This is a genomic window from Xanthobacter cornucopiae (assembly GCF_043195065.2).
In the GTDB taxonomy this organism is placed as follows: Bacteria; Pseudomonadota; Alphaproteobacteria; order Rhizobiales; family Xanthobacteraceae; genus Xanthobacter.
Genome location: NZ_CM195531.1, coordinates 2,259,033 through 2,284,705 on the forward strand (window position 1 = coordinate 2,259,033; position 25,673 = coordinate 2,284,705).

General features: G+C 68.2%; 19 protein-coding genes. 8 read left to right on the forward strand and 11 right to left on the reverse strand.

All coding sequences use genetic code 11. The annotated features are described in order from the left end of the window. Positions 1-6: 6 nt before the first annotated feature. Complete coding sequence (fae, locus tag V5F53_RS10045) at positions 7-546, reverse strand: formaldehyde-activating enzyme (protein ID WP_393996298.1); 540 nt, start codon at positions 544-546, stop codon at positions 7-9. 385 nt (positions 547-931) lie between these two features. On the opposite strand from fae, the gene V5F53_RS10050 reads away from it, so the two are divergent. After that, positions 932-3,250 carry a sensor histidine kinase gene (locus V5F53_RS10050; protein ID WP_393996299.1) on the forward strand — a complete coding sequence of 773 codons (2,319 nt, stop codon included), beginning with the start codon at positions 932-934 and terminating at the stop codon, positions 3,248-3,250. A 74-nt stretch (positions 3,251-3,324) separates the two neighbouring features. Further along, the gene (locus tag V5F53_RS10055; protein ID WP_393996300.1) at positions 3,325-4,980 is read left to right on the forward strand and encodes a serine hydrolase; all 1,656 of its coding nucleotides are present in this window, start codon (positions 3,325-3,327) and stop codon (positions 4,978-4,980) included. Between the two features lie 49 nt (positions 4,981-5,029). Here V5F53_RS10055 and V5F53_RS10060 read toward each other — a convergent pair whose 3' ends face one another. Together V5F53_RS10060 and V5F53_RS10065 are read right to left on the reverse strand one after the other, a co-directional pair. Then, positions 5,030-5,953 carry a universal stress protein gene (locus V5F53_RS10060; protein WP_509212998.1) on the reverse strand — a complete coding sequence of 308 codons (924 nt, stop codon included), beginning with the start codon at positions 5,951-5,953 and terminating at the stop codon, positions 5,030-5,032. 14 nt (positions 5,954-5,967) lie between these two features. Then, positions 5,968-8,673 carry an HAD-IC family P-type ATPase gene (locus tag V5F53_RS10065; RefSeq protein ID WP_393996540.1) on the reverse strand — a complete coding sequence of 902 codons (2,706 nt, stop codon included), beginning with the start codon at positions 8,671-8,673 and terminating at the stop codon, positions 5,968-5,970. Between V5F53_RS10065 and V5F53_RS10070 the strand changes: the two genes are divergently transcribed. Continuing rightward, positions 8,644-8,781, forward strand: a complete 138-nt coding sequence (locus tag V5F53_RS10070) for a hypothetical protein (RefSeq protein ID WP_393996549.1) — start codon at positions 8,644-8,646, stop codon at positions 8,779-8,781. The two genes, V5F53_RS10065 and V5F53_RS10070, sit on opposite strands and share 30 nt — an antisense overlap. Positions 8,782-8,900: 119 nt before the next feature. Here the strand turns inward: V5F53_RS10070 and V5F53_RS10075 are convergent, their stop codons facing one another. The 4 genes from V5F53_RS10075 to V5F53_RS10090 all read right to left on the reverse strand — a co-directional run bounded on the left by V5F53_RS10075 (position 8,901) and on the right by V5F53_RS10090 (position 16,188). Beyond that, complete coding sequence (locus V5F53_RS10075; RefSeq protein ID WP_393996302.1) at positions 8,901-11,885, reverse strand: bifunctional [glutamine synthetase] adenylyltransferase/[glutamine synthetase]-adenylyl-L-tyrosine phosphorylase; 2,985 nt, start codon at positions 11,883-11,885, stop codon at positions 8,901-8,903. A gap of 119 nt (positions 11,886-12,004) precedes the next feature. Further along, positions 12,005-13,444, reverse strand: a complete 1,440-nt coding sequence (locus tag V5F53_RS10080) for a sensor histidine kinase (RefSeq protein ID WP_393996303.1) — start codon at positions 13,442-13,444, stop codon at positions 12,005-12,007. A gap of 46 nt (positions 13,445-13,490) precedes the next feature. Further along, positions 13,491-14,207, reverse strand: a complete 717-nt coding sequence (locus V5F53_RS10085) for a winged helix-turn-helix domain-containing protein (protein WP_393996304.1) — start codon at positions 14,205-14,207, stop codon at positions 13,491-13,493. 424 nt (positions 14,208-14,631) lie between these two features. Then, the gene (locus tag V5F53_RS10090) at positions 14,632-16,188 is read right to left on the reverse strand and encodes a Do family serine endopeptidase (protein WP_393996305.1); all 1,557 of its coding nucleotides are present in this window, start codon (positions 16,186-16,188) and stop codon (positions 14,632-14,634) included. 238 nt (positions 16,189-16,426) lie between these two features. Here V5F53_RS10090 and V5F53_RS10095 point away from each other — a divergent pair, with 238 nt between their 5' ends. Then, complete coding sequence (locus tag V5F53_RS10095) at positions 16,427-16,813, forward strand: COG4315 family predicted lipoprotein (protein WP_393996306.1); 387 nt, start codon at positions 16,427-16,429, stop codon at positions 16,811-16,813. Between the two features lie 27 nt (positions 16,814-16,840). Here V5F53_RS10095 and V5F53_RS10100 read toward each other — a convergent pair whose 3' ends face one another. After that, positions 16,841-18,820 (reverse strand): ABCB family ABC transporter ATP-binding protein/permease, encoded by a 1,980-nt coding sequence (locus V5F53_RS10100; protein WP_393996307.1) that lies wholly within the window; start codon positions 18,818-18,820, stop codon positions 16,841-16,843. Between the two features lie 5 nt (positions 18,821-18,825). After that, on the reverse strand, positions 18,826-19,191 hold the full coding sequence (locus tag V5F53_RS10105; protein ID WP_393996308.1) for an ArsR/SmtB family transcription factor: 366 nt from the start codon (positions 19,189-19,191) through the stop codon (positions 18,826-18,828). 270 nt (positions 19,192-19,461) lie between these two features. On the opposite strand from V5F53_RS10105, the gene V5F53_RS10110 reads away from it, so the two are divergent. Further along, complete coding sequence (locus V5F53_RS10110) at positions 19,462-20,070, forward strand: LOG family protein (RefSeq protein ID WP_393996309.1); 609 nt, start codon at positions 19,462-19,464, stop codon at positions 20,068-20,070. A gap of 12 nt (positions 20,071-20,082) precedes the next feature. Here the strand turns inward: V5F53_RS10110 and queD are convergent, their stop codons facing one another. Both queD and queE read right to left on the reverse strand, forming a co-directional pair. Then, positions 20,083-20,439, reverse strand: a complete 357-nt coding sequence (queD, locus tag V5F53_RS10115; protein WP_393996541.1) for a 6-carboxytetrahydropterin synthase QueD — start codon at positions 20,437-20,439, stop codon at positions 20,083-20,085. A gap of 17 nt (positions 20,440-20,456) precedes the next feature. Beyond that, on the reverse strand, positions 20,457-21,089 hold the full coding sequence (gene queE, locus V5F53_RS10120) for a 7-carboxy-7-deazaguanine synthase (protein WP_393996310.1): 633 nt from the start codon (positions 21,087-21,089) through the stop codon (positions 20,457-20,459). A 125-nt stretch (positions 21,090-21,214) separates the two neighbouring features. Between queE and V5F53_RS10125 the strand changes: the two genes are divergently transcribed. From V5F53_RS10125 to V5F53_RS10135, 3 genes are all read left to right on the forward strand, one after another. Next, a complete protein-coding gene (locus V5F53_RS10125) occupies positions 21,215-21,760 on the forward strand; it encodes a flavin reductase family protein (RefSeq protein ID WP_393996311.1) in 546 nt (181 codons plus the stop codon). A 250-nt stretch (positions 21,761-22,010) separates the two neighbouring features. Next, on the forward strand, positions 22,011-24,182 hold the full coding sequence (locus V5F53_RS10130) for a type I secretion system permease/ATPase (RefSeq protein WP_393996312.1): 2,172 nt from the start codon (positions 22,011-22,013) through the stop codon (positions 24,180-24,182). Further along, positions 24,179-25,648, forward strand: a complete 1,470-nt coding sequence (locus tag V5F53_RS10135) for an HlyD family type I secretion periplasmic adaptor subunit (RefSeq protein ID WP_393996313.1) — start codon at positions 24,179-24,181, stop codon at positions 25,646-25,648. Before V5F53_RS10130 ends, V5F53_RS10135 begins: the two co-directional genes overlap by 4 nt. Positions 25,649-25,673 lie beyond the last annotated feature (25 nt).

Sequence of the window (25,673 nt, forward strand, 5' to 3'; positions counted from 1 at the left end):
CCGGTTTCAATACTCCACCACCCCTTCCAGGGCGTAGTGCTTCACGCTCTTGCGGTTGGCGATCAGATCGTCGATGGACGGTTCGCCCTTAAGGGCGCGGGCGATGGCGAGCTTGGTGGCCTCGTAATTGGTCCGGTAGAGGTCCGCCTTGTCCAGGTTCGGATCCTCCGGGCAACGCGGGTCGAGCCACACCATGATGATGATGGCCAATTCGTCCACCGCATCCTTCGGGATGACGCCCTCGCTCACGCAATCCACGATGGCGTCGCCCATGGCGCCCTGCACCACGCCGCCCAGCAGCTCCACATACTCGGCGGTATGGATGGTCGCCTTCGTCGTCATCATGGTGGCCGGGCGCACGAGCTGGTTCAGGTCGCGCACCACGAACATGCGGGTGTGCCCCACCACCTGCCCCATCATGGAGGCGAAGGCCTGCCCCACGGGACCGCGCACCGAGCCGATCAGCACCTCCGGCATGGCATCCGTGAACTGCCCGTCCGCCGCAAGCACCGTGGCCTCACCCGTCTTGAACCAGATATCCGTCATGTCCTGTCCTCCCCTGCGGTCTCGCAGCGCCGCTTATAAAGTAATATTCCTGAAGAGAAAATTCATTTTCCTCCCCCTGTTCCTGCCTCAAGGTTCCGTTTCACCCCAGCAGGCCCCCCGGGGGGACCGCCAACTTGTCCCCGTTTTCCCCAGACGCCGGCAAACGCCCCGCCGGCCCTCCGAACGACTCGCACCCCTCAATTCTTACCGCCGCACTGCGGTATTTTTCATATCTTGACAGGCCAGCGGCGCTGGACAAATCACCCCCGATTCGATTCCAATGGTCACGATTCGGAGAGATGCGGCACGTCCCTCCAGATCGAGGACGTGGAAGCCTTGCGCTTAGGCCGCTCAAGGCTTTCGAATGACCCGGAGGAGACCGGCGATGGCACGCGCCAACGCTGCGAGCGTCGGCGTGCGCGACCAAGCCATTCGAGGTCTGGCAAGGTCGATCGCGCGCCCCGCCTACCAGCGACTGCTTGATGCAGAGCCGGTCCTTCGGCGGATCGTGCCTGCCCTTATCGTCACGTTTCTCGTCGTCATCGGCGCGGGCGCGGTTGTGCAGGTGCACAGCCACCGGCTCACTGTGATCGAGAACGCCAAGGACGATCTGTCCTTGCTCGCCCTCGCCACCGCCGAGGGCCTGTCCCAGCAGATGGGCAGCGCGCTGGACCGCGCCCCGCTGGCTCTGGCGGACAGCCTGCCGCCCCGCGCCACCGATGCCGGGCGCCGTGTCTATGTGACCGACCCCGCAGGGCGCATCGTCGCGACCGCGCCGCGCATGGAGCGGGCGCCGGCGACCCTCGCCGACCTGATGGACCCAGCCCAGCCCCTGGTCATCTTCGCCGAGCGCGCCGGGGTGCTGGAGGTGCCCATCGGCGGCGGCGAGACCATGCTCGCCACCGTACGCAACCTGAAGGCGCCGCTCGGCCAGGTGGTCTATGTGCAACCCATGGACGAGGCGCTTGCCGCATGGTCGGACACCACCACCCTCACCGTCACCCTTTTCACCACCACCGGCGCGGTGCTGCTCATCCTCGGCTTCTCCTTCCACTGGCAGGCGAGCCGGGCCCGCGAGGCGGATCACATCTACGACACCGTGCGCCGGCGCATCGACACCGCGCTTAATCGCGGCCGTTGCGGAATGTGGGACTGGGACATGGCGCGGGGACGCATGTACTGGTCCGACACCATGTTCGAGATTCTCGGGCTGGAGCGAAAGGACGAGCTGATCTCCTTCGGCGAGATCGCCAAGCTGGTGCATCCGGACGATGTCGATCTCTATGAGCTTGCGAAGGAGCTCGCGGATCGTCCCGGCGCCGCGGTGGACCGCGTGTTTCGCATGCGCACCGCGCGCAACGACTACGTCTGGCTGCGCATGCGCGCCGAGGTGGTGCAGCAGGGCGGCGAGGACGGCCCTCACCTGATCGGCATCGCCATGGACGTGACCGAAGCTCAGCACATGGCCGAGCGCACCAACACCGCGGACATGCGCCTGCGCGATGCCATCGAGAGCATCTCGGAAGCGTTCGTGCTGTGGGACAGCCGGAACCGCCTGGTGCTCTGCAACTCCAAGTTCCAGTCGCTTCACGAGCTGCCCGACGAGGCAATCCAGGGCGGCACGCCGTTCGAGGTGATCGCCTCCATGGGCCGCCACCCCGTCACCCGCACCCCGCTGAAGCCCGAGGACAAGCCCGAGGAAGGCTCGCGGGCGTTCGAGGCCCAGCTGTCCAACGGCCGCTGGCTCAAGATCGCCGAGCGGCGCACCAAGGACGGCGGCTATGTGTCGGTGGGCACCGACATCACCACCATGAAGCGCCACGAGGAGCGCCTCATGGACAATGAGAAGCGCCTCATGGCGCTGGTCGCGGACCTGCGCAAATCGCAGCAGACCCTGGAGCATCAGGCCCAGCAGCTCGCCGAGCTGGCGGAGAAGTATTCGGAAGAGAAGACCAACGCCCAGGACGCCAACCGCGCCAAGAGCGAATTCCTCGCCAACATGAGCCACGAGCTCCGGACTCCGCTCAACGCCATCATCGGCTTCTCGGAGATCATGGAGAGCGGCATGTTCGGTCCGCTGGGCTCTGCGAAATACGCCGAATATTGCTCCGACATCAAAGGCTCCGGCACCTACCTCCTGGACGTGATCAACGACATCCTCGACATGTCGAAGATCGAGGCCGGCCGCATGCAACTTGAGGTCGAGGACGTCGCGCTCGACGAGATCATCGCCGACGCCATGCGTGTCACCGCCGTGAAAGGCAACGAAAAGGGCCTCGCCATGACGGTCGCGGCCGGAGAAAATCTGCGCATCAAGGGCGACCGGCGGGCGCTCAAGCAGATCCTGCTCAACCTGCTTTCCAACGCCGTCAAGTTCACACCCGAGGGCGGCGAAATCTCGGTGCGCGCGCGGATCAACGGATCCGCGGCGGTGGTGGCCATCGACGACAGCGGCATCGGCATCGCCAAGGACGCGCTCGCCCGCCTCGGCCGGCCGTTCGAGCAAGTCGAAAGCCAGTTCACCAAGACCCACAAGGGTTCGGGCCTCGGCCTCGCCATCGCCAAGTCGCTGGTCGAGCTGCACGGTGGCGCCATGCGCATCCGCTCCACGGAGGGCGCCGGCACCACGGTCATCGTTCGCCTGCCGGTGGACGGGCGGGCCGCCAATTCCAACGAGACACCCAACCTCGCCGCGGTCATGTGATCCATTCCCGCCGCGCGACACTTCAGGCTCGCCCGATGACCGCACCTGCACGGCCTCTTCCCCCAAGCCATCGCATGCGCCGCCGCCCCCTCGCGCGACGCACCCGATGGCGCGCCCTGCTGCTGGCCGGAGCCTGCCTTGGCGGCCTGGCGGCGACCGGCGCCGCGCTGGGAGCCGATGGGCTGGCCATCGACCCCAAGCTGCCACCACCCGAGACGGTGGCCCTTGGCATCCCCAAAGGTCAGATCGACGCCGCCATCGCCAAGCTCGACGATTTCGCCACCGCGCTCATGAAACGCTCCGGCGTGCCGGGCCTGGCGGTCGTGGTCGTGCATGAGGGCAAGACGGTCTATCTCAAGGGCTTCGGCGTCCGCAAAGTCGGCGAGAGCGCGGCCATCGACGGCGACACCGTGTTCCAGATCGCCTCCCTGTCCAAGGCGGTCGGCGCCAGCGTGGTGGCGCACGAGGTGGGCCAGGGCAGGGTCACCTGGGATACGCCGGTGAAGAAGCTGATGCCGTGGTTCGCGCTCAAGGACCCATGGGTGAGCGACCATGTCACCATCGCCGACCTCTACACCCACCGTTCCGGCCTGCCGGATCACGGAGGCGACGAACTGGAGGACCTCGGGTTCGATCGTCGGCAGATCCTGGAACGCCTGCGGCTGCTGCCCCTCGCCCCATTCCGCGTGACCTATGCCTATACCAACTTCGGCGTCACCGCCGGCGCGGAGGCCGTCGCCACCGCCGCCGGCAAGGACTGGGCGGACCTGTCCGACGAGGTGCTCTACCGGCCGCTCGGCATGAGCGTGACTTCCTCTCGCTTCGCCGACTACATCAAGAGGGCCAACCGCGCCGTGCCCCACGTGCGCGAAAATGGCAACTTCGTCGCCAAGTACCAGCGCCAGCCCGACGCCCAGTCGCCTGCTGGCGGGGTGAGTTCGTCGGCGCGGGACATGGGACGCTGGCTTGCCTTCGTGCTCGGCAACGGCACCTTCGAGGGCAAGGAGATCGCTCCCGCGGCAGCGCTGCTGCCGGCGATCACCGCCCAGATCGTCTCCGAGCCCTCGGCCACGCCCTGGGCCCGGCCCGGCTTCTACGGCCACGGCTTCGGCGTCTCGGTGAGTCCCGCCGCCCGCATCATCGTCGCCCACTCGGGGGCCTTCCTGCTCGGCGCCAGCACCACCTTTTCCATGATGCCCTCGGAAAAGCTCGGCATCGTGGTGCTCACCAACGCGCAGCCGCTCGGCGCCCCCGAGGCGCTGGCCATGCAGTTCATGGACATGGTCGAGTTCGGCACCCTCACCCGCGATTGGTTTGCCGCTTATGGCACGCTGATCGCGCCGCTCTACAAGCCGCTCGGGGTCCTCGCCGGGCAACCCGCCCCGGCCCAGCCGGAGCCCGCGAAATCGCTTGAGACCTACGCGGGAACCTACACCAACGCCTATTACGGCACAGCCACCGTGAGTGTGCTGGGTGATCGGCTGGTGCTCAGCGTGGGGCCGAAGCCAGTGGAAGCCACCCTTGGCCACTGGAGCGGCGACACCTTCACCTTCGCGCCCATGGGAGAAAGCGCGCCACCCGGCACGCTCTCGGAGGTCACTTTCGCCCTGAAGGGCAAGCACGCCTCCGCCATGACGGTCGAATTCTTCAACGAGAACGGCCTCGGCACCTTCACGCGCCAGCCTGCGGCACGAAAAGGCGCGGGCGATAAGGCCCCCGGCCGGAAGTAACCGCCCCTCCCCCACGCCGGCGACGGCGCGGGGGAAATCGCTCCCCGGATCAGGGGAGCGGGTCCGCCGCCGGTACCACCAGCGCGTCGCAGGCCAGCCCGTCGAGCACCGATTTGGCGGTGGAACCCACCAGCAGCTCCAGCAATGCGCTGCGCCCCTCCGTGCCCACCACCACGAGGTCGGCGCGAAAAGCGGTCACATAATGCTGGATCAGCTGCGCCGGGTCGCCCCGCTCCACCATGATGTCGATGACATGGCCAGGCCCGATGCCTGCATCGGCCAGGAATGCCTCCAAATCCTGCGTGGCGAGTTGGCCGAACGCGGCACGATACTCGGTCGGATCGCTCAGCAAACCGTCGAGTGGCGGGTCGAAGGCGTGGAATACGTGGAACGGGGTGTCCGGAAAAAAAGCCGCCGTCTGGCGCAGCGCCGCCCGTGAGGCCGGCGACACGTCTGCCGCCACCACGATGCCGCCATAGGAGTGGCGCGGGCGCTGGCGCACCACCAGCACCGGCACACGTGCCCGCCGCAGCACTTTGTCCACCGTCGCGCCGAGCAGGAAGCCGCCCAACGGCAGATCCCGCGCCACGGCCGTAACGATGAGGCCGCAGCCATGGGCGTCCGCTGTCTTCAGGATCACATCGGCGATGTCACCGACCTCGACGATGGGGGTGACCGGCACCGAAACGCCTTCCAGGTCGAGGTTCAAGGCCTCCGTCATAATCGCCAGGGGCTCCGGCCCCCGCTGCCATGACGGGAGCTCCCGTTCGGCCGCGCATGGCAACCGCGCGGCGCTCTCGTCCAGGACGTGCAAAACCACCAGCTCCGTGCCCCACTCGGCCGCCAGCCGCGCGGCGCGGTCCATCGCCCGATCACAGCGCGCGCTGAGATCGGTGGCCAGCAGGATCGGGCGCCGTGTGCCATGCGGCTCGGCCTCATGCGTCATGTCGAACTCCCTGAGATTTCCGCCCACGCCCGCGGCACGCCTCACGCGACGATGCCGAACCGGCGCAACAGCGTTTTCTCCCCTTCAAGTATGGCCATGAAGATCACGCCGATGGCGACAATGATCAATCCATCCACGACAGTCACCGGTTGCGTGCCGAACACCTCATGCATGATCGGCAGGAAAGTGAAGGCCAGTTGCGCCACCACCACCGCCGCCAGCGCCAGCAGCACCGCCGGCGTGCCCAACGCGCCCCGCAACGTGAACGAGGTCGCATGCGTGAAACGCACGTTGAACAGATAGAAAATTTCCAGCACCACGATGGTGTTGACCACCAGCGTGCGCGCCGTGGCCAGGTCCCGTCCCTCGCCGAGGGAATGGAAGAACATGCCCAGCGTGCCCACCGTGAACAGGAACGACACGAACACCACGCGCCACAGCAGGAACGGCGTCAGCAACGGCGTATCCGCGCGGCGTGGCGGCCGGCGCATCACGCCCGGCTCGGAGGGCTCGAACGCCAGGACCAGCCCGAGCGTGATGGTGAGGATCAGGTTGATCCACAGGATCTGCGCCGCCGACATGGGCATGACGAAGCCGAACAGGATGGCGGCGATGACCGCGAGCACCTCGCCGCCGTTGGTGGGCAAGGTCCAGGCGATCACCTTGCGCACATTGTCATAGACCGTCCGCCCCTCGTGCACGGCCGCGACGATGGAGACGAAATTGTCGTTCAGCAGCACCATTTCGGAGGCCTCCTTGGCCGCCTCAGTGCCTTTGACGCCCATGGCGACGCCCACGTCCGCCTGCTTGAGAGCGGGCGCGTCGTTCACCCCGTCCCCCGTCATGGCCACCACCGCGCCAGTGGATTGCAGCGCGCGCACGATGCGCAGCTTGTGTTCCGGGCTGGTACGAGCGAACACGCTGACGCGGGACGCCAGCACCGCCAATTCAGCATCTGACGCCGCATCCACATCAGCGCCAGTGGCGGTTTCGAGATGCGCAGCCAAGCCGAGCTGGGCTGCGATGGCCGCAGCGGTGGCCGCATGGTCGCCCGTGATCATCTTGACCGCGATGCCGGCCGCGCGACACTCCGCGATGGCCGTGATGACCTCCGGCCGGGGCGGATCGATGAAGCCGACGACACCCAGAAAGACCAATCCGTCCACATCGCCAATGTGAAGAGCCGTGCCCTCCTCCGCCGCCGGAGTGTTCGCCACCCGCGCCGCGAAGCCAAGCACCCGCTCGCCGGCCTGGGCCGCGATCGCGATCTGCCCGTTCCAATATGTCACATCGAGCGGCTCCGGGCCGCCCGCGCCCGCCTGCAGCCGGGCGCGGGCGAGCAGCGCCTCCGGCGCGCCCTTCACGAACAGGACCGTTCCGCCTCGCGGATGACCGTGCCGGCTGGCCATGAAACGGTGCTGGGGGTCGAAGGGGACTTCATCGTGCCGCCGCCATTCCGCGCGCAGATGCTCCGGGTTGAGCCCCGCCTTCAGCGCCAGGGTCACCAACGCTCCTTCCATCGGATCGCCATTCACCCGCCAGAGACCGCCAGTCTCGGCCAGGGTCGCGTCATTGCACAGGACGCCACAGCGGATCAGTTCCTCGGCCGCCTCCAGGGCTGCCACGTCATCGTCGGAACCCAGCGCCTTGAAATCGCCCTCGGGCGCATAGCCCGATCCGCTCACCTCCAGCCGATGGGTGGCGGTGACGAGCCGGCGCGCGGTCATCTCGTTGCGGGTGAGCGTGCCGGTCTTGTCCGAGCAGATGATGGAGGTGGCGCCCAGGGTCTCCACCGCCGGCAGCCGGCGGATGACCGCGTTGCGCGCCGCCATGCGCCGCACGCCGATGGCGAGCGTGATGGTGATGACCGCCGGCAACCCCTCGGGTATCGCGCCAACGGCGAGCGCCACAACAGCAATCAGCGCCTCGACCCAGTCATGGGACCTCACCAGCACGGCAAAGGCGAAGAGCGCCGCCGACACCACGAAGGCAACGACGGTGAAGCCGGTGCCGAAGCTGTTGATCTGCCGCAGCAGCGGCGTGGTCAGGGGCTGCACCGTGGACATCAACGTGCTGATGCGGCCGATCTGGGTCTTGCCGCCGGTCGCCACCGCCACCCCCATCCCCTGCCCCGCCGCCACCAGCGTGCCGGAGAAGGCCATGGAGGTGCGATCCCCCAGCGGCGCGTCGATGGCGACCGGGCCCTCGTCCTTCTCGGCTGTCACCGATTCCCCGGTCAGCATGGCCTCGTCCACCAGCAGATTGCGGGCCCGGACCAGCCGCAGGTCGGCGGGCACGCGATCTCCCGCCTCCACCATCACCACATCTCCCGGCACCACCTCCTTCACTGGAATGGAGGTGCGCGTGCCGTCGCGGATCACGGCGGCATGGGGCGAGATCATGTTGCGAATCGCGTTGAGGGCCTGCTCGGCCTTGCCTTCCTGGATGAAGCCGACCACCGCGTTGACCGTCACCACCGCGACGATCACGAAAGCGTCGACGCCATGGCCCAGGACCAGCGCGGCCACCGCAGCCGCCAGCAGGAAATAGATGAGCGCATTGTTGAACTGCGCCAGAAAACGGAAAACCGGGTGCGGCGCGGCGACCTCCGGCAGCGCGTTGTCGCCGTGAAGGGCAAGTCGCCGCCGGGCTTCATCGCTTGAAATCCCCGTCGCGGATGTGCTCAGCGTGCTGAAGACCGTCGAATGAGGCAAGGCATGCCAGTCGATCCCTTCGACATCATGCACCAAATGAGCCTTGGAATCGCTGCCCTCATTTACGCCGTTCACGGCACCAACTCCTCCGGGCGAAAGAAGGAAGTCGACATGACGCGCCACATCGGGCGCATGACTTGACACAAGTCAACATTCCGCTACGGAATAGCATAGAGGCAGATACGCACGCAGGGCAACCCGTGGCGCCCAGGGCGCGCACGCGCCAACCGCCGCACCCCGCCGGGCGTGGGGTCCCGGCGTCAGGCCGCCCCCGCCTCCAGGATGCGCGTGAAGACATCGCGCACCTTCTCCTGGGTGTCCGTGAGATCGGCCTCCAGGGTCGCGAAGTCCGGCATCTCGCCGGCGCGCGCCAGCAGGGCCTTGAGCGCGGGGCTCGCGTCCGCCGGCACCACGTGGGCGTCCACCGAAAGCCGCAGCACCTGCGTCATGTCCTGGTACAGCCGGCAGGCGCGGATGAGCACATCCGCATCAGCCGCTTCGAGCAGGCCCAGCCGCTGGGCATGGGCCAGGATGCGGGCGGTGGCCGAATCGACGATTTCCGGATGCTCGTGCGCATGGGCCAGCACGAGGTATTGTGCCAGGAACTCGACATCCACCTGCCCGCCGGCGGCATGCTTGAGGTTCCACTTATCGCCTTCACCCTTCTCGGCGGCGATGGCGCGGCGCATGTCCAGGATATCGCGGGCCAGCGACCGCCGGTCCCGCGGTTGACGCATGACCCCGCAGATGACTTCCTCCACGCGGGCGCGAAAGTCCGCATCGGCGGCGATGACGCGGGCGCGGGTCAGCGCCATGTGCTCCCAAGCCCACGCTTCCTCCCGCTGGTAGGCGGCAAAGGAGGCAAGGCGGGTCGCCAGCGGCCCGGAACGGCCCGACGGCCGCAGCCGCAGGTCCACGTCATAAAGCTTGCCGGCGTTGGTCAGGGAGGTCAGCGCCGTGACCAGGCGCTGGGTGAAACGGGCGAAATATTGCGCGCCCTGCAACGGCCGCGCCCCGTCGGACGTGGGATCGGCATCGGTCGCGAAGTCGTAGAGCACGATCAGGTCCAGGTCCGACCCGGCCGTCATCTCACGGCCGCCGAGCTTGCCCATGGCGAGCACCGCCGTGCGCGCGCCCGCGATCCGGCCGTGTGCCTCCACGAACCGCGCCCAGACGCGCCAATGCAGGGCCCGGATGATGACCTCCGCCAGCCGGGCATAGGCCTCACCCGCCCGCGCCGCCGGCAAAGTGCCGGAGGCGATGCGCACGCCGATGAGGACGTGCTGTTCCTGGCGGAATCGCCGCGCGCGGTCGAACTGCTCCTCGTCGGTGTCGGCGGTGTCCAACAGGGCATTGAGATGCGCTTCGAGGCCGGGCTCGTCCGGCAGCACGTCGAAGAAGGCCGGGTCCAGCAGCGCGTCGGCGAGGGAGGGCCGCCGCGCCAGCGTTTCCCCCAGCCGCGGCGCGGCGGTGAGAATGGTGGCGAGCAGCCGCACCAGATCGGGGTGGCGATCGAGCGCCGCCAGCAGGTGCGGGCCGGACAGGTCGGTGAGGAAACGGTCGGCGGCGATCAGCGCGCCGTCCGGGTCGCCCCCGCGCGCGAGGGATTCCAGCAGCAGCGGCACGATGCGGGCCAGGTGCTGGCGCGCCGTATCGCCCTTGAGCGCGCGGGGACGGCCGGCCAGCCAGCCGCGCACGATGCCGCTGGCCGCAGCGGGATCGCGAAAGCCCAGCCGCGCCAGCGCCGCCAGGGTCGGCCGGTCGTTTTCATGGGGTGGGAAGATGAGCTCCGCGTCGAGCACCGCCGGAGGCGGCGCATCTTCGAACAGTTGCGCATAATGTCCCTGCACGCGCTGCAGCCGATCCACCAGAGCGGCGGCGAAGGCATCGCGGTCAGCGTAACCCATGAAACGGGCAAAGCCCTCCATGGCCTCGCGGCTGTCCGGCAGTTCATGGGTCTGCGCGTCCGCCACCATCTGGATGCGGTGCTCGACCCGGCGCAGGAACAGATAGGCCTCGCTCAGTTCGTCCCGCACCTTGGGCGCGATCCAGCGATGTTCGGTGAGCGCCTGCAACGCTTCCAGCGTCCGCGAGGTCCGCAGCAAAGGATCGCGCCCGCCGGCGATGAGCTGCTGGGTCTGGGCGAAGAATTCAATCTCGCGAATGCCGCCACGCCCGAGCTTCACATTGTGGCCTTCCACCGCCACCACGTCATGGCCGCGGAAGGCGTGGATCTCCCGCTTCATGGCATGGACATCGGAGATGGCCTGAAAATCCAGCACCCGCCGCCACACGAACGGCAGCAACTCGGTGAGGTAGCGCCGGCCGAGATCGAGATCGCCGGCCACCGGACGCGCCTTGATGTAGGCAGCGCGCTCCCAGGTCGCCCCTTCGCGCTCGTAATAATCCAACGCCGCGTTGATGGAGAGCGCGACCTGGGTTGAGCCGGGATCGGGCCTCAGGCGCAGGTCGACGCGCAGCACATAGCCGTCGCCGGTGCGCTCCTGGAGCATCCGCACCAAACCCTTGGTGATCTTCACGAAAAACGGGGAAACCGCGACATCAGCGGCGACCGGCGCCCGGTCGCGGTCGTAGACGACGATCAGGTCGATGTCGCTGGAGTAATTGAGTTCGCGGGCGCCGTGCTTGCCCATGGCGATGACCGCGAGGCCGGAGCCGATGGCCGGCTGCGCCGGATCCTGCGGCGTGAGACGCCCGGCCCGGGCGGCATCGGCCAGAAGGAAGTCGAGGGCGCCCCGCACCGCCGCATCCGCCACGTCGCTCAAGGCCGCAGTCACATCGACGAGGTCGAACACCCCGCCGATGTCGGCCAGCGCGATCAGGAGCGCCGCTTCGCTGCGCAGCCGCCGCAGCGCCCGCATCACCACCGCCTCGTCGGTGGCGGCGAGGCAGGTCTCGGCGCACGCGTCGATCAGCCGGTCAAGGTGCCCGCAGGGACCGTGCCCCAGGATGCGCAGCAGCCGCGCCGGCTCGGAACGGATCAGTTCCAGCAGGAAGGGCGAGCCCTCCGCGACGCCCAGCACAGCCGCCCGCGCCGCCGGACCGGCAACGAACAGGGCCTCAAGGCTCTCCCGTTCCGCCGGCGCCAGCTTCTCCAGGGCATGCGACAGCCGGGCCGCAGCCGCAGCCGCGTCGTGAACCACGGGCGCCTCCCGCATCATGACGGCGAGAGCTGGCTCCGTAGAGGAATCCGATACGTGGTCCGGGGCTTGGGGCGCGCGCATGGACTGACCTAAAGGCACGGGGGCGCACAATGTGCAAGCCCCACATAAGGACGCGGGAACGCCGTCGCGGCAAGCCCGCCGCTTCGAACGGTGACAATGCCCCTTCTGGCCGACAAAGGTTAACGCCCGCTGGCCATCTCGGATCCCCCGCCGAGGCCGGGCCGGAGCGGCTGCGCAGGCAGGCGCAAGGTCACGACGAGGCCCGGCCCGTTGTCGGCAAAGCTCAATTCGCCACCATGCAGGCGCGCCACCGCCGCCACGAGGGACAGGCCGAGCCCCGACCCCGGCCGGGTGCGGCTGGCCTCCAGCCTCACGAAGCGCTCGACCACCCGCTCCCTGTCGGCGGCGGCGATGCCCGGACCGGAATCGGCGACCCGCAGCACCGCCGCGGTGTCGTCGCGTACCAGGGTGACCGCGATGCGCCCACGCACGCCATCGGCCGGCGCACCATACTTGATGGCATTGTCGAGAAGATTGGAGAGCGCCTGGGCCAGCAGCTCGCGGACCCCATGCACCGTCACCGGCTCCAGCGCCACCGTGAGGTCGAGCCCCTGCTCGTCCGCCAGCGGCTCATAGAGCTCGGAGACATTCGCGGCGATATCCGAAAGGTCGACCTCGGTCATGCTGTCCCGCGCCTGCCCTGCCTCCGCCCGGGCGATCATCAGCAAGGCGTTGAAGGTGCGGATGAGCCCGTCGCTTTCCTCGATGGTGGTCTCCAGCGCCGCGCGCCAGTCATCATCGGTGCGGGCGGTGCGCAGCGCCTCCTCGGCGCGGTTGCGCAGCCGGGTCAGAGGGGTCTTGAGGTCATGGGCGATATTGTCGGAAACCTCCTTCAACCCCAGCATGAGCGCCTCGATGCGCTCGAGCATGGCGTTGAGCGAATGGGCGAGGCGGTCGAACTCGTCCCCGGTGCCAGCCACGGCGAGCCGGCCGGACAGGTCACCCGCCATGATGGTTTCGGTGGTGGCGGTCATGGCATCGATGCGCTTCAACACCCGGCGCGTCACGAACACGCCACCGGCCAGCCCCAGCACCACGATGAGCACCACCGCCCCCTGGGCCGGCCGCGCCACCAGGTCGCGCAGCGTATCGCGCTCCTCGATGTCGCGCCCGACCAGCAGCCGGTAGCCGCCGGGCAGCATGAAGACCTGCACGAACGCCACATGGCTGCGGCTGGCACCGCCGTCGTCACTGCGGTTGTAGGTGGCGAAGCGGGTGCCGGCCTCGTTGAGAAGGCCCAGGGACAGGTCGGCCACATTGGTGGCGAGCACCTCGCCCTGGAAGTTCGCCAGCATGTAGAGGGCCGAGCCCGGCCGCCGGGAGCGCCGATCGATGACATAGACCAGCCGCTGGATGCCGCCGCTGCGATATTGATCCGACAGGAAGCGCACCTCGCGATCGAGGTCGTCCGCCACCTGATTCTGGATCAGCTCACGGGTGTGCCAGGCGGTATAGCCGATGACCGACACCGCGAAGATGGCAAACACAGCCAGATAGGCCGCCAGCAGCTTGAAGGCGGTGGTCCGCACCAGGCGCGCGAGATGCCGGACGCCCCTCATCGCCGCCCCCGCGCCCGAAGACGCCGGAGACCCGCGCCCCGCTCCCTCATGCCGCACCGGCCCGCACCATGTAGCCGGCGCCGCGCACGGTATGGATCAGCGGCACGTCGAAGCCCTTGTCGACCTTGGAGCGCAGCCGCGACACATGCACGTCGATGACGTTGGTCTGCGGGTCGAAATGATAGTCCCAGACGTTTTCCAGCAGCATGGTGCGGGTCACCACCTGGCCGGCATGGCGCATGAGATATTCCAACAGGCGAAACTCCCGCGGCTGCAAGGGGATTTCCTTGCCTCCACGGGTGACGCGATGGGCGAGCCGGTCCAGTTCCAGGTCGGCCACCTTGTAGACGGTGTCGGTGGCCTGCGGCCCGCCCCGCCGGGCCAGCGCTTCCACGCGCGCCAGCAGCTCGGTGAAGGCATAGGGCTTGGGCAGGTAGTCGTCGCCGCCGGCCCTCAGCCCCTGCACCCGGTCGTCCACCTGCCCCAGCGCGGACAGGATGAGCACCGGCGTCGCGTGGCCGCGCCCGCGCAACTCCGCCACCACCGACAGGCCATCGCGCAGCGGCAGCATGCGGTCCACGATCAAAACGTCGTATTTGCCGTCGATGGCGAGCGCCAATCCCTCCTCGCCGTCGGCGGCGTGGTCCACCACATGGCCCGCCTCGCGGAAGGCCTTGCGCAGATAGTCAGCGGCGTCGCGGTCGTCCTCGACAAGGAGGAGGCGCATGATGGTGAGTGCATCCGGATCGAGATTCGCGTTCATGTCACTCTAGAGCGATTTCGAGCGAAAAGGGTACCGGCGCCGGCGGGATCGCGCGCCCGTCTCACTGGCGCCCGCGCGTCATCCGACCCGGATCACGAAAAACCTTGAAACGCCATGTCGGGCGGAGCACCGCCCCGGCGGGCTTCTCTCCCTCCAGCCGCTCCCCGCTGAGCGAGCGGGAAACCGGCGCCGCGCCGCGCGGAGGGCGCCGGCGGACCCGCCAAAAGGAAAGCGCGGAAAGCCCTCTGGAGCTTTCCGCGCCGCTGAAGCCGAGCCCGCCCGGACGGCGACGGGAATGAGCGGTCCCGGCTCCGAAAATGATCCGACCGGCGGAGCGGGGGGGCGGGCCCCGCCGATCGGCTCCAACCGGACCGGCTCAGCCGGCCCGGGACCTCGGAAGGTCGATCGTTCAGTCAGCCCGGGATCAACCCTTGGCCTTGCCCTCAAGGCTGATGGCGACGAAGCGCACGCCCTGCTCGCTCTTCACCTGGATAAGCACGGCCTTGCGGTTCTCCGCCTTGGCGGCGGCAAGACCATCGCGCACATCCTTGGGGGTGGTGACGGTCTTGTCGCCCACCTTCAGGATCACGTCGCCGGTGCGGAAGCCGCGGGCGGCGGCAGGCCCGTTCGGGTCCACCCCGGTCACCACCACGCCCTCGCCACCGGCGCCGTCCACGCCCTTGGCAGGCGCCAGCTGCAGGCCGAGGCGCGGCAGATCCTTGCCGGCCGCGTCCTCGTCCCCCTTGTCGGCGCGGGCGACCTGCTCGTTGGGGAGCTGGTCGAGCTTCACCGCCACGGTGGTCGGCTTGGCATCGCGGATCACCGCGAGCTGGACCTCGGTGCCCGGCTTCATCATGCCCACCTTGCGGGTGAGGTCACGCGCGTCCTTGATCGCCTCGCCGTTGATCTTGACGATCACGTCGCCAGCCTTGAGCCCGGCCTTGGCACCGGGGGTGTTCGGCTGCACCTGGGCCACCAGGGCGCCCTCGGTCTCCTTGATGCCGAGGCCGGAAGCCAGTTCCTCGGTCACCGGCTGGATCTGCACGCCGATGTAGCCGCGGGCCACCGAGCCGCTGTCGCGCAGCTGGTTCACCACCTGCTTGACGGTCTCCGACGGGATGGCGAAGGCAATGCCCACGTTGCCGCCCGAAGGCGAGACGATGGCGGTGTTCATGCCAATCACCTCGCCGTTCAGCGAGAAGGTCGGGCCACCGGAGTTGCCCCGGTTGATGGGGGCATCGATCTGGATGAAGTCGTCATAAGGACCCGAGCCGATGTCGCGGCCACGCGCGGAGACGATGCCGGCAGTCACCGTTCCGCCGAGGCCGAACGGGTTGCCCACCGCGATCACCCAGTCACCCACGCGCGGGGCGCTGTCGGCGAGCTTCACCCAGGGCAGGTCCTTGGCGTCGGCGATCTTCAGCAGCGCCACGTCGGTGCGCGGATCGGTGCCGATCACCTTGGCCACATGCTCCTTGCCGTCGGTGGTGGTCACATCCACCTCGTCGGCGCCGTCCACCACGTGGTTGTTGGTCACCACGTAGCCGTCGGCGGAGATGATGAAGCCAGACCCCTGGCCCACCACCGGACGCTCGCCGCGGGGACCGCCCTTCGGGCCGCGCGGACCCATCGGACCCATCGGGCCCTGGCCGTCGCCGAAGCCGAAGCGCTTCATGAACTGCTCGATCTGGGGCGGAATGTTGCCGCCGCCGAGACCTTCGCCGTCGTTCATGGCCACCTTGTCACCACCGTCCTTCTTGACCTTCACGGAGACGACCGCGGGGCTCACCTTCTCGACGATGTCGGCGAAGGAGAACGTGCCTGCGGGCTGGCTGGTGGTGATCTGAGCGAGGGCGGGGGTCGCGGTGCCCGGCAGCAGCTCGCCGGCCACCATGCCGGCGACCGCGAGGCCGAACACGCCGGCCAGCAGGGCCTGGCGGCGACGCTTGGTCACGGAGGGGGTCTTGTCAGTGCGGGTCATGCGATCGGGCCTCGTCTTGGCAATTGGTGCCCTGCGTCATCTGCAGGTTGGAGAGTGAAACTAGCGGCCCGTGCCTTACGGTTCCCTGGCCCGGGAATTACGGTTCGGTAATGTGGGTCACACGGGCGTGACAGGGCGGGCGGGAACGCCGGAGGCGGCGGGGCGTTCAGCAGCGGGACGCGAGCACGCGCGTTCCGGCGTCCGGCGGGAACCCGGCGCCCCTTTCGGAGGTGACGCCATGCGCCCATCGCTTCTTCGCCCCGCAGCGGCTGCCTTGCTGCTGGCCCTCGGCACCCTGTCGGCCGTCGCCGATCCCGCCAGCGTGGCCGAGACCGCCAAGGGCAAGGCCCTGGTCAATCCCGCCGGCATGACCCTGTATGTCTTCGCCAAGGACGAACCCGGCAAATCCGCCTGCACCGGGCCTTGCGCCACCAACTGGCCGCCCCTGAAGGCCGCCGCCGGCGCCAAGGCCATGGGGGCCTGGACCCTCGTCACCCGCGACGACGGCTCCAGCCAATGGGCCTACAAGGGCAAGCCGCTCTACAGCTGGTCGAAGGACCAGAAGCCCGGTGATGCCACCGGCGACGGCCTGATGAGCGGCGCCTGGATGGTGGCCAAGCCCTGAGCCGGGTCGCGCGCGAAGGCTGAGGCCTCAGCCCACCGCGCGGGACGCGTTGTCGCGATAGTCTTCCTCGGCGTCCTCCATCCGCGCAGGGCTGAGGCTTTGTGCATCCGCCTCCGTCGGCTCGGAATCGTCCTCCATGGCCGGCGTCGCGGGTTCGGATTCCTGCTGGCGGCGCCAGAGGTCCGCATAAAGGCCGCCCCGGGCCAGCAGCGCGGCATGGCTGCCGCGCTCGGCCACTCGTCCGTTCGCCATCACCAGGATCTCGTCGGCGCTCACCACGGTGGACAGGCGGTGGGCGATGACCAGGGTGGTGCGCCCTTCGGACACCTTGTCCAGCGCCTCCTGGATATCGCGCTCGGTGTGGCTGTCGAGGGCAGAGGTGGCCTCGTCCAGCACGAGGATCGGCGGCGCCTTGAGCAGGGTGCGCGCGATGGCCACGCGCTGCTTCTCGCCGCCGGACAGTTTCAGACCGCGCTCGCCCACCTCGGTCCGGTAGCCTTTGGGGGTGGACCTGATGAAATCGTCGATCCGGGCGCGCCGCGCCGCCTCTTCCACCTCGGCCTCGCTGGCATCCTGGCGACCGTAGCGGATGTTGTAGGCGATGGTGTCGTTGAACAGGACGGTATCCTGCGGCACCATGCCGATGGCCGCGCGCAGCGAGGACTGGGTCACGGTGCGAATGTCCTGCCCGTCGATCAGGATGCGGCCGGACGAGACATCGTAAAAGCGGAACAGCAGACGCGACAGCGTGCTCTTGCCGGCCCCGGAGGAGCCGACGATGGCCAGCGTTCGCCCGGCCGGCACCTCGAACGACACGCCCTTCAGGATCTCGCGGTCGCCCTCATAGGAAAAGCGCACGTCTTCGAACCGCACCGTGCCGCCGGACACCACCAGGTCCAGCGCCCCGGGCCGGTCCTTGATCTCGGGATCGCGCGCCAGCACGGCAAACATCGACTCGATGTCCAACAGGGCTTGCTTGATCTCGCGATAGATGAAGCCAAGAAAATTCAACGGCACGTAAAGCTGGATCATCATGGCGTTGACCATGACGAACGAGCCCACCGTCTGCCGCCCCGCACGGATATCGTAGACGCACATGACCATGACGATGGCGAGGCCGATCGAATAAATCACCGCCTGCCCGGCGTTGAGCCAGGCAAGCGAAGTGTAGGTGTGGATGGTGGCGGTCTCGTAGCGCGCCATGGAGCGGTCGTACCGGGCATTTTCCCAGCGCTCGGCGCCGAAATATTTCACCGTCTCGTAATTGAGCAGGCTGTCGACCGCCTTGGTATTGGCCTCGGTGTCGCTGTCGTTCATCTCCTTGCGGATGGCAAGGCGCCACTCGCTGGCGCGGTAGGTGAACAGGCCGTAGGCGGCGATGGTCAGCGTCACCACCACCACATAGCGCCAGTCGAAGGCGAACAGCAGCACGCCGAGCACCATCACCAGCTCGACGATGGTCGGCGCCAGCTGCAGCACCAGCATGCGCACGATAGTTTCGATGCCATTGCGCGCCCGTTCCAGAACCCGCGTCAGGCCGCCGGTCTTGCGCTCCAGGTGGAAGCGCAGCGACAGGTCATGCATGTGCCGGAAGGTGGCGATGGCCAGCTTGCGCACCGCATGCAGCGCCACCTTGGCATAGATGCCGTCGCGCAGCTGGGTGACGGCGGCCATGACGATGCGGGCAAGGCCATAGGCCAGGGTCAACGCCACCGGGGCGGCCAGCACATAGGCCCATCCGGACGGGACCGGAGTGCCGTTGGCCTCGGCGCTGAGGGCGTCGGTCGCCCATTTGAACACGAACGGCACGACCATGGTCGCGCCCTTGGAGCCGAACAGCAGCACCAGGGTGACGATGACCCGCGCGCGCAGATCGGCCCGGTCCTGCGGCCACAGATAAGGCCACAGCCGCGACAGCGTGCCAAACATGCGCTCCCCCATGACGCCGGATGCAGGACGTCCGCCGGCGGGGGCGCCGGGGGCGTTCTCGTTGGACCTGTCAGACATGGAACCTAGCCTTCCGCCGGTGTGTCGAGGGGCCCCTCTGCGAGCAGCACATCGAACACGGCATCGATCTCGGCCCGCAACGCGACGAGCGCCGCGCGGTCGAGGCAATAACTGGTGCGCGTACCCTCCGCGCGACTGCAGATGAGCCCCGCCTCGCCCAGAACCTTCAGGTGCTGGGACACGGTGGATTGCGCCAACGGCAGACCGCGCACGATCTCTCCGCAAACACAACGATTGGCACGCGCCAGCCGCTGCAGCACCACAAGGCGCGCCGGGTGCGCCAAGGCGCGCAGGCGATCGGCCAGGGCATCCAGGGCCGCGGTTGTGGCGTCCTCAGCGTCACCGGAGGCAGCATCGGGAGAGGTCATCATCGTTTATCGGCGATAGACGATGACAATGACCATTTCAAGACGCGTGTCACGCGGTCGTCGCGGCCGCCGGCGAGGGTGCCCCGCGCCGCGCGAACGGTGCTAGCATCGCTCGCGCGACGCACCCGCTGCGGCCACCACGGGCGGCCCGCGAATGCCGGAGCCACGCACGTGGACCGGAGCGCGCGGATGGCAGCCCGGGCGCACGGCGCGTCACGATGACATTCACGGGGCACCGGTCAGGCGCCGGCGCCCGCGGCATGAAGCAGGGTCATGGCACGAATTGATAGCATCTGCGTCTATTGCGGCTCCTCGCGCGGCGCCGATCCCGTCTTTACCGACGGCGCGCGGCGCTTCGGCCAGATGCTGGCTGGGGAGGGAATCCGCCTGGTCTACGGCGGCGGCGGCGTGGGATTGATGGGGGAGGTCGCGACCGCCGCGGCCTTGGGCGGCGGCGCCGTGACGGGCATCATCCCCACTTTCCTGGTGAAGGCGGAACGCGCCTTCCGGCACCAGGCGGAGATGATCGAAGTCGCCGACATGCATGAGCGCAAGCGACTGATGTTCGAGCAGGCCGACGCGTTCGTCGCTTTGCCGGGCGGCATCGGCACGCTGGAAGAATTGGTGGAGCAGATCACCTGGGCCCAGCTGGGACAGCATCGCAAGCCGATCCTGCTGGCCAATTTCAAAGGCTTCTGGGATCCCTTCCTGGCGCTGATCGCGCACATGGGGAACGCCGGCTTTCTGCCCCGCGACCTGCCGATGACGATCCTCACCGCCACCCGTGTCGAAGACATCTTGCCCACCCTGCGGGCGGCCGCAGCGGCCATCCCCGACCGCGACGTCCATGACCGGGACGCCGACATTGCCCGGCGGATGTGAAGCACCCAGGCCTCAGGCCCCGCAATACTCGGCGGACGACAGGGGGGTTTCGAACACCCGCACGCTGGCGAGCTGCGGCAAGGCCGGCTTCACCCGGGTCCAGATCCAGACAGCGATATTCTCGGCGGTGGGGTTTTCCAGTCCCGCCACGTCATTGAGACAATAGTGGTCGAGCTGCGCCAGAAGCGGCGCGAACACCGCCTCGATGTCGAAGAAATCCGCCACGAAGCCGGTATGCAGGTCGACCTCCCCTTCAAGGGTCAGCTCCACACGATAGGAGTGGCCGTGCATGCGCCGGCAGCGGTGCGTCTCGGGAACGCGTGGCAGGAAATGGGCGGCCTCGAAGGCAAAGCCTTGGGTAATGCGCATCTTGCGCGCGGTTTCGGTCATGGAATGCCGATCATCTTATGGGACTGAAGGGAAAGGCGCCATCGCGGATGCGCGAGGCAGTAAGCGACCGCCGCCCGGGTGTGGGCCAACCGCTCCGGCCCATCCATGGGTTGCAGGAAGAAATGGGTGAAATCGAGCCCCGCGACCGCGTCCGGTCCAAGCCCGGATTGCGGAAACACCAGCTTCAGCTCGTTGCCATGGTCCTGCACCACAGGAACGCCGGCCTTGGGGCTCACGCAGATCCAGTCGATGCCGTCCGGTGCCGCGAGGGTGCCGTTGGTTTCCACGGCGATCTCAAAGCCATGGGCATGGGTCGCTGCAATCAACGCCGCATCGAGCTGCAACAACGGCTCGCCGCCGGTGAAGACAACGAAGCGGCGCTCCAGCCCCGGCCCCCAGGCCGCCGCCAGGGTGTCCGCCAGCGCCCGCGCCGTCTCGAAGCGGCCGCCGCCAACCCCGTCCATTCCGACGAAGTCCGTATCGCAGAAGCGGCACGCCGCCCCCTCCCGATCCGCCTCACGGCCGGACCACAGATTGCAGCCGGAAAAGCGGCAGAACACCGCCACGCGGCCCGCCTGCGCCCCCTCGCCCTGGAGGGTCGTGAACATCTCTTTGACAGCGTACGCCATGGGCCGATGCCTTTAGACCGATCCCGCCCGCGGGGGAAGTCGCGGACACCGCGCCGCAAAAAGAGCTATAGGAGCGGGCAGGGTGCTGGGATAAGCACCGTTCATGCCGCACCGAGCCTTTCATCATGACCAGCATTGACCTCGACGCCCGTTTCGACCCGCGCGCCCTGCGCAACGCCATGGGCCGCTTCGCCACCGGCATCGCCGTGGTGATGGCCGGCGACGACGAAGGGCTCATGGGCGTCACCGTGAATTCCTTTTCCGCGGTCTCCCTCGACCCGCCCCTCGTCCTGTTCTGCATGGCGCGCTCGCTCCATTCGCTGCCGCGCCTGGAACAGGTGAAAGCCTATTCCGTGAACATCCTGCTGGAGCATCAGCAGGAGGTGTCCAACCGCTTCGCCAAGGCGGGAGAGGACAAGTTCGCCGCCACCCGGTGGGAGCACGGGCCAAGCGGCGCGCCGCGCCTGCTGCCCGCCCACGCCTGCTTCGAATGCGTGCCCTACGCCCATTACGACGGCGGCGACCATGTGATCTTCGTCGGCCGCGTGGTGCACATGCACGCGGAGGGCGAGGAGGCGCCGCTCCTCTATTACCGTGGCCGCTACCGGATGCTGGAGCCGGCGCCGCGGGAGGATGGCGCTGCGCAGCCCCCCAGGCCAGCGCAGGGGTAGCGGTGGACATCGGTACAACCACCGTGGCATGACGTCCCCGGGAGTCGCGCCAGATCCTCCATGCCCGATACGCTCAGGATACCGGCCAGTGCCAGACTCAGGGGCTTTGGAGGGCGGGCCGCATGTCACGGCAGCATGGAACCAAAGAACAGCGAGAAGCCGCGCGCCCCCGTGGCTCCCGGCGATACGGCATGACTGACCGCGAGCCGCGCTTGGTCGCCGTTCGATCCGACTTGAAAGGCGTCGTTCGATGAATGCCGAAGCCCCTCCGGGCCCCGACGAATCGCCCGCCGTCGCGGATGGTGGCCTCATTGCCCTGAGCGGCATCGCCGCCTATTTTCACATTCCGTCGGACCCGCAGGCCTTGCGCCGCGACCTGGCGCTCGACAGCGCCACCACAGCCACCCGCGACCATGTGGTGCGCGCGGCGCGCATGCTGGGGCTGAAGGCCTCCGTGGGCACCCTCAAGCTTCCCTCCGGTCTCGACGGCCTGCCCGCTCCATCCATCGTGTGCACCCGGGACGGCGCCTTCCGCGTGTTCGGCGGACGGCTGCCGGACGGGCGCTATCGCATCATCGACCCGGTGACCCGCCAGGAAAACGCCCAGGACGCGGAGACCCTCGCCGCCGGCCTGGAGCCGGTGGCCCTGCGCATCACCCGCCGCTTCCTGGGCCCCGGCGGGGACCAGGCTTCCTTCAGCTTCAAATGGTTCCTGCCCTCGATCTGGCGCTACCGCCGGCCGCTCGGGCATGTGATGCTGGCGTCCCTGTTCATCCAGCTGTTCGCGCTGGTGACCCCCCTGTTCTTCCAGGTGGTGGTGGACAAGGTGCTTGCCCATCAGAGCGTTTCCACCCTCATGGTGCTGGTGGTGGGGCTCGTGATCATCGGCGCCTTCGACGTGGTGCTGCAGCACCTACGCACCTATGCCCTGGCGCACACCACCAACCGCATCGACGTGGAATTGGGCCAGCGCCTGTTCGCCCATCTCATGCGGCTGCCCATCAGCTATTTCGAGACCCGTTCCGCCGGACAGACGGTGGCCCGGGTGCGCGAGCTTGAAACCATTCGCGCCTTCCTCACCGGGCAGGGCCTGTTCTCCGTCCTCGACTTCCTGTTCACCTTCATCTTCATCGGCGTGCTGCTCGCCTATTCCGTCTGGCTGACGCTGATCGTGCTGCTGACCATCCCGGTCTACCTCCTCATCAGCTTCGCCATCCGCCCGGTGCTGCGCGACCGGATCAAGGAGAAGTTCGACCGTGGCGCCCTGAGCCAGCAATTCCTGGTGGAAACCGTGGTCGGCGCGCAGACGGTGAAGGCGGCGGCGGTGGAACCCATCGTCCAGCGCGAGTGGGAAGAGCGCCTCGCGGCCTATGTGAAGACCTCGTTCCAGGCTACCCAGCTCGCCGCGCTGGGCCAGAACTCCATTCAATACGTCTCCAAGCTGTCCACCGCGCTGATCCTTTATTTCGGCGCGCGGGCGGTCATCGACGGCGAGCTGACCGTGGGCCAGCTCATCGCCTTCAACATGATCGCCGGACAGGTGGCCCAGCCGGTGCTCCGGCTGTCCCAGATCTTCCAGGATTTCCAGCAGGTCCAGATCTCCGTGGAGCGGCTCGGCGACATCCTCAACGCTCCGGCGGAACGCATGCCGCGCACCCGGTCCGCCCCACCTCCGCCACGGGGCCAGATCGAATTCCGCAACGTGACGTTCCGCTACCGCCCGGGCTCCCCGGACGTGCTGAAACAGATCTCGCTCGGCATTCGTCCCGGCGAGGTGATCGGCATCGTCGGCCCGTCCGGCTCGGGTAAGTCCACCCTCACCAAGCTGATCCAGCGCTTCTACATTCCCAACGAGGGACAGGTGCTGCTCGACGGGGCGGACCTGTCGCAGGTGGACCCGGCCTGGCTGCGCCGCCATACCGGCGTGGTGCTGCAGGAGAACCTGCTGTTCAACCGCACCATCCATGAGAACATCGCCATCTCTGATCCCGCCATGCCGCGCGCCCGGGTGATGGCGGTGGCGCGCCTCGCCGGGGCCGACAGCTTCATCTCGCAGCTGCCGGAAGGCTACGACACCCTGATCGAGGAGCGCGGCGCCAACCTCTCCGGCGGCCAGCGCCAGCGCATCGCCATCGCCCGGGCGCTCGCCACCAATCCGCCGATCCTGATCTTCGACGAAGCCACATCCGCCCTCGACTACGAGAGCGAGCGGGTGATCCAGGCCAACATGCGCCAGATCGCGAAAGGCCGCACCGTGATCATCATCGCCCACCGCCTCGCCGCCGTGCGCGACTGCAACCGCATCATCGGCATGGTGGACGGACGAATCGTCGAAGCCGGCACCCACGATCAGCTTCTGGCGCGCCCCAACGGGCTCTATGCCCGCCTGTGGGCGATGCAGACGGCGAGGCCCGAGGCATGAGCACCGAACCCCACCCGCCGTCCCCCCCGCCCGCCCCGGCGACCGGCGCGCCAGCGCCCAAGGGTGATCGCCGGGCCCCGGTGGATCGCGAATTCCTGCCGGCGGCCCTTGAGATCCTGGACACGCCCCCCTCCCCGGTGCGCCTCGCCATGCTGGTGTCGATCTGCGCCCTGGCCGCCATCGCCCTGGTGTGGAGCTGGATCGGACGGGTGGACGTGGTGGCGATCGCCACTGGCAAGATCCAGCCCACCGGCCGCGTCAAGGTGGTGCAGCCGGTGGAACCGGGCCGCATTCTCTCGGTTTCGGCGGCGGACGGGCGACCGGTGCGTCAAGGCGAAGTGCTCGTGCAACTCGACCCGCGCGAGGCCCAGGCGGATGTCGCGACCATTTCCACATCCCTGACCGCCTTCAACGCCGAGGCCCAGAGGCGCCGCGCGGCGCTCGACGCCGTGCAGAACAAGCGCCCGCCCGCCGAACCCGACTGGAGCCCGGACATCCCCGCCACCGTGCGCGAGCGCGAGGCCCGTGTCTTGTTCGGCGAGGTCAGCCGCCTGAACTCGGACATCGCCACTCTCGACGCCCAGCTGGCGCAGGCCAAGGCGGAGGAAGCCCGTCTTGAGACCACCATCGCCGCCCAGCAACGCCTGCTCTCGACCCAGGACGTGCGCATCGGCATGCGCACCGAGCTGATGGAGCGCGCGGTGGGGTCCAAAGCCCAATTGCTCGATGCCCAGGAGGTGCGGCAGACCCAGGAGGTCAATCTCCGGGTCCAGGAAGGCCAGCTGCAGGAAGTGCGGGCCTCCATGCAGGTGCTGGAACGCAAACGCGTCAGCCTGCTCGACGGCTTCGTGGCCGACAATGTCCAGCGCCTCGCCGACGTGGAGCGGCGGATCGATGACGCTGGCGAGCGCCTCGCCAAGGCACGCGCCGCGCTCGACCACATGTCCATCACCGCGCCCATCTCCGGCACCGTCACCGCGCTTGCCGTGATCGGCCCCGGGCAGGTGGTGTCCATGGGCGAGGAGATCATGCGCATCGTGCCGGAAGGCTCGCGGCTGGAACTCGAGGTGTACATGCCCAACCGCGACATCGGCTTTGTGCACGAAGGCGCGGCGGTGGTGGTGAAGATCGACTCCTTTCCCTTCACCCGCTATGGCATGCTGTCGGGGAAGGTGGTCCGTGTCGCCCATGACGCGGTGGCGGAGCCCGACGTCCAGCAATCGCTGGCCTCCCCGGCCAACACCCCGCGCACCAGTGGCCTCGGCGGCACCCAGCGCATGCAGAATCTGGTCTTCCCCGTCACCATCGCCCTCGACCAGCAGGTCATCGCGGTGGACGGCAACGACATCCCGCTGTCGCCGGGAATGACGGCCGCCGCGGAAATCAAGACCGGACAGCGGCGCATCCTCGAATACCTGTTCTCGCCGCTGGTGGACGTGGGATCACGCGCGCTGCGCGAGCGCTGAAGGCGCCCTGCGGCCGCTCCCGCAC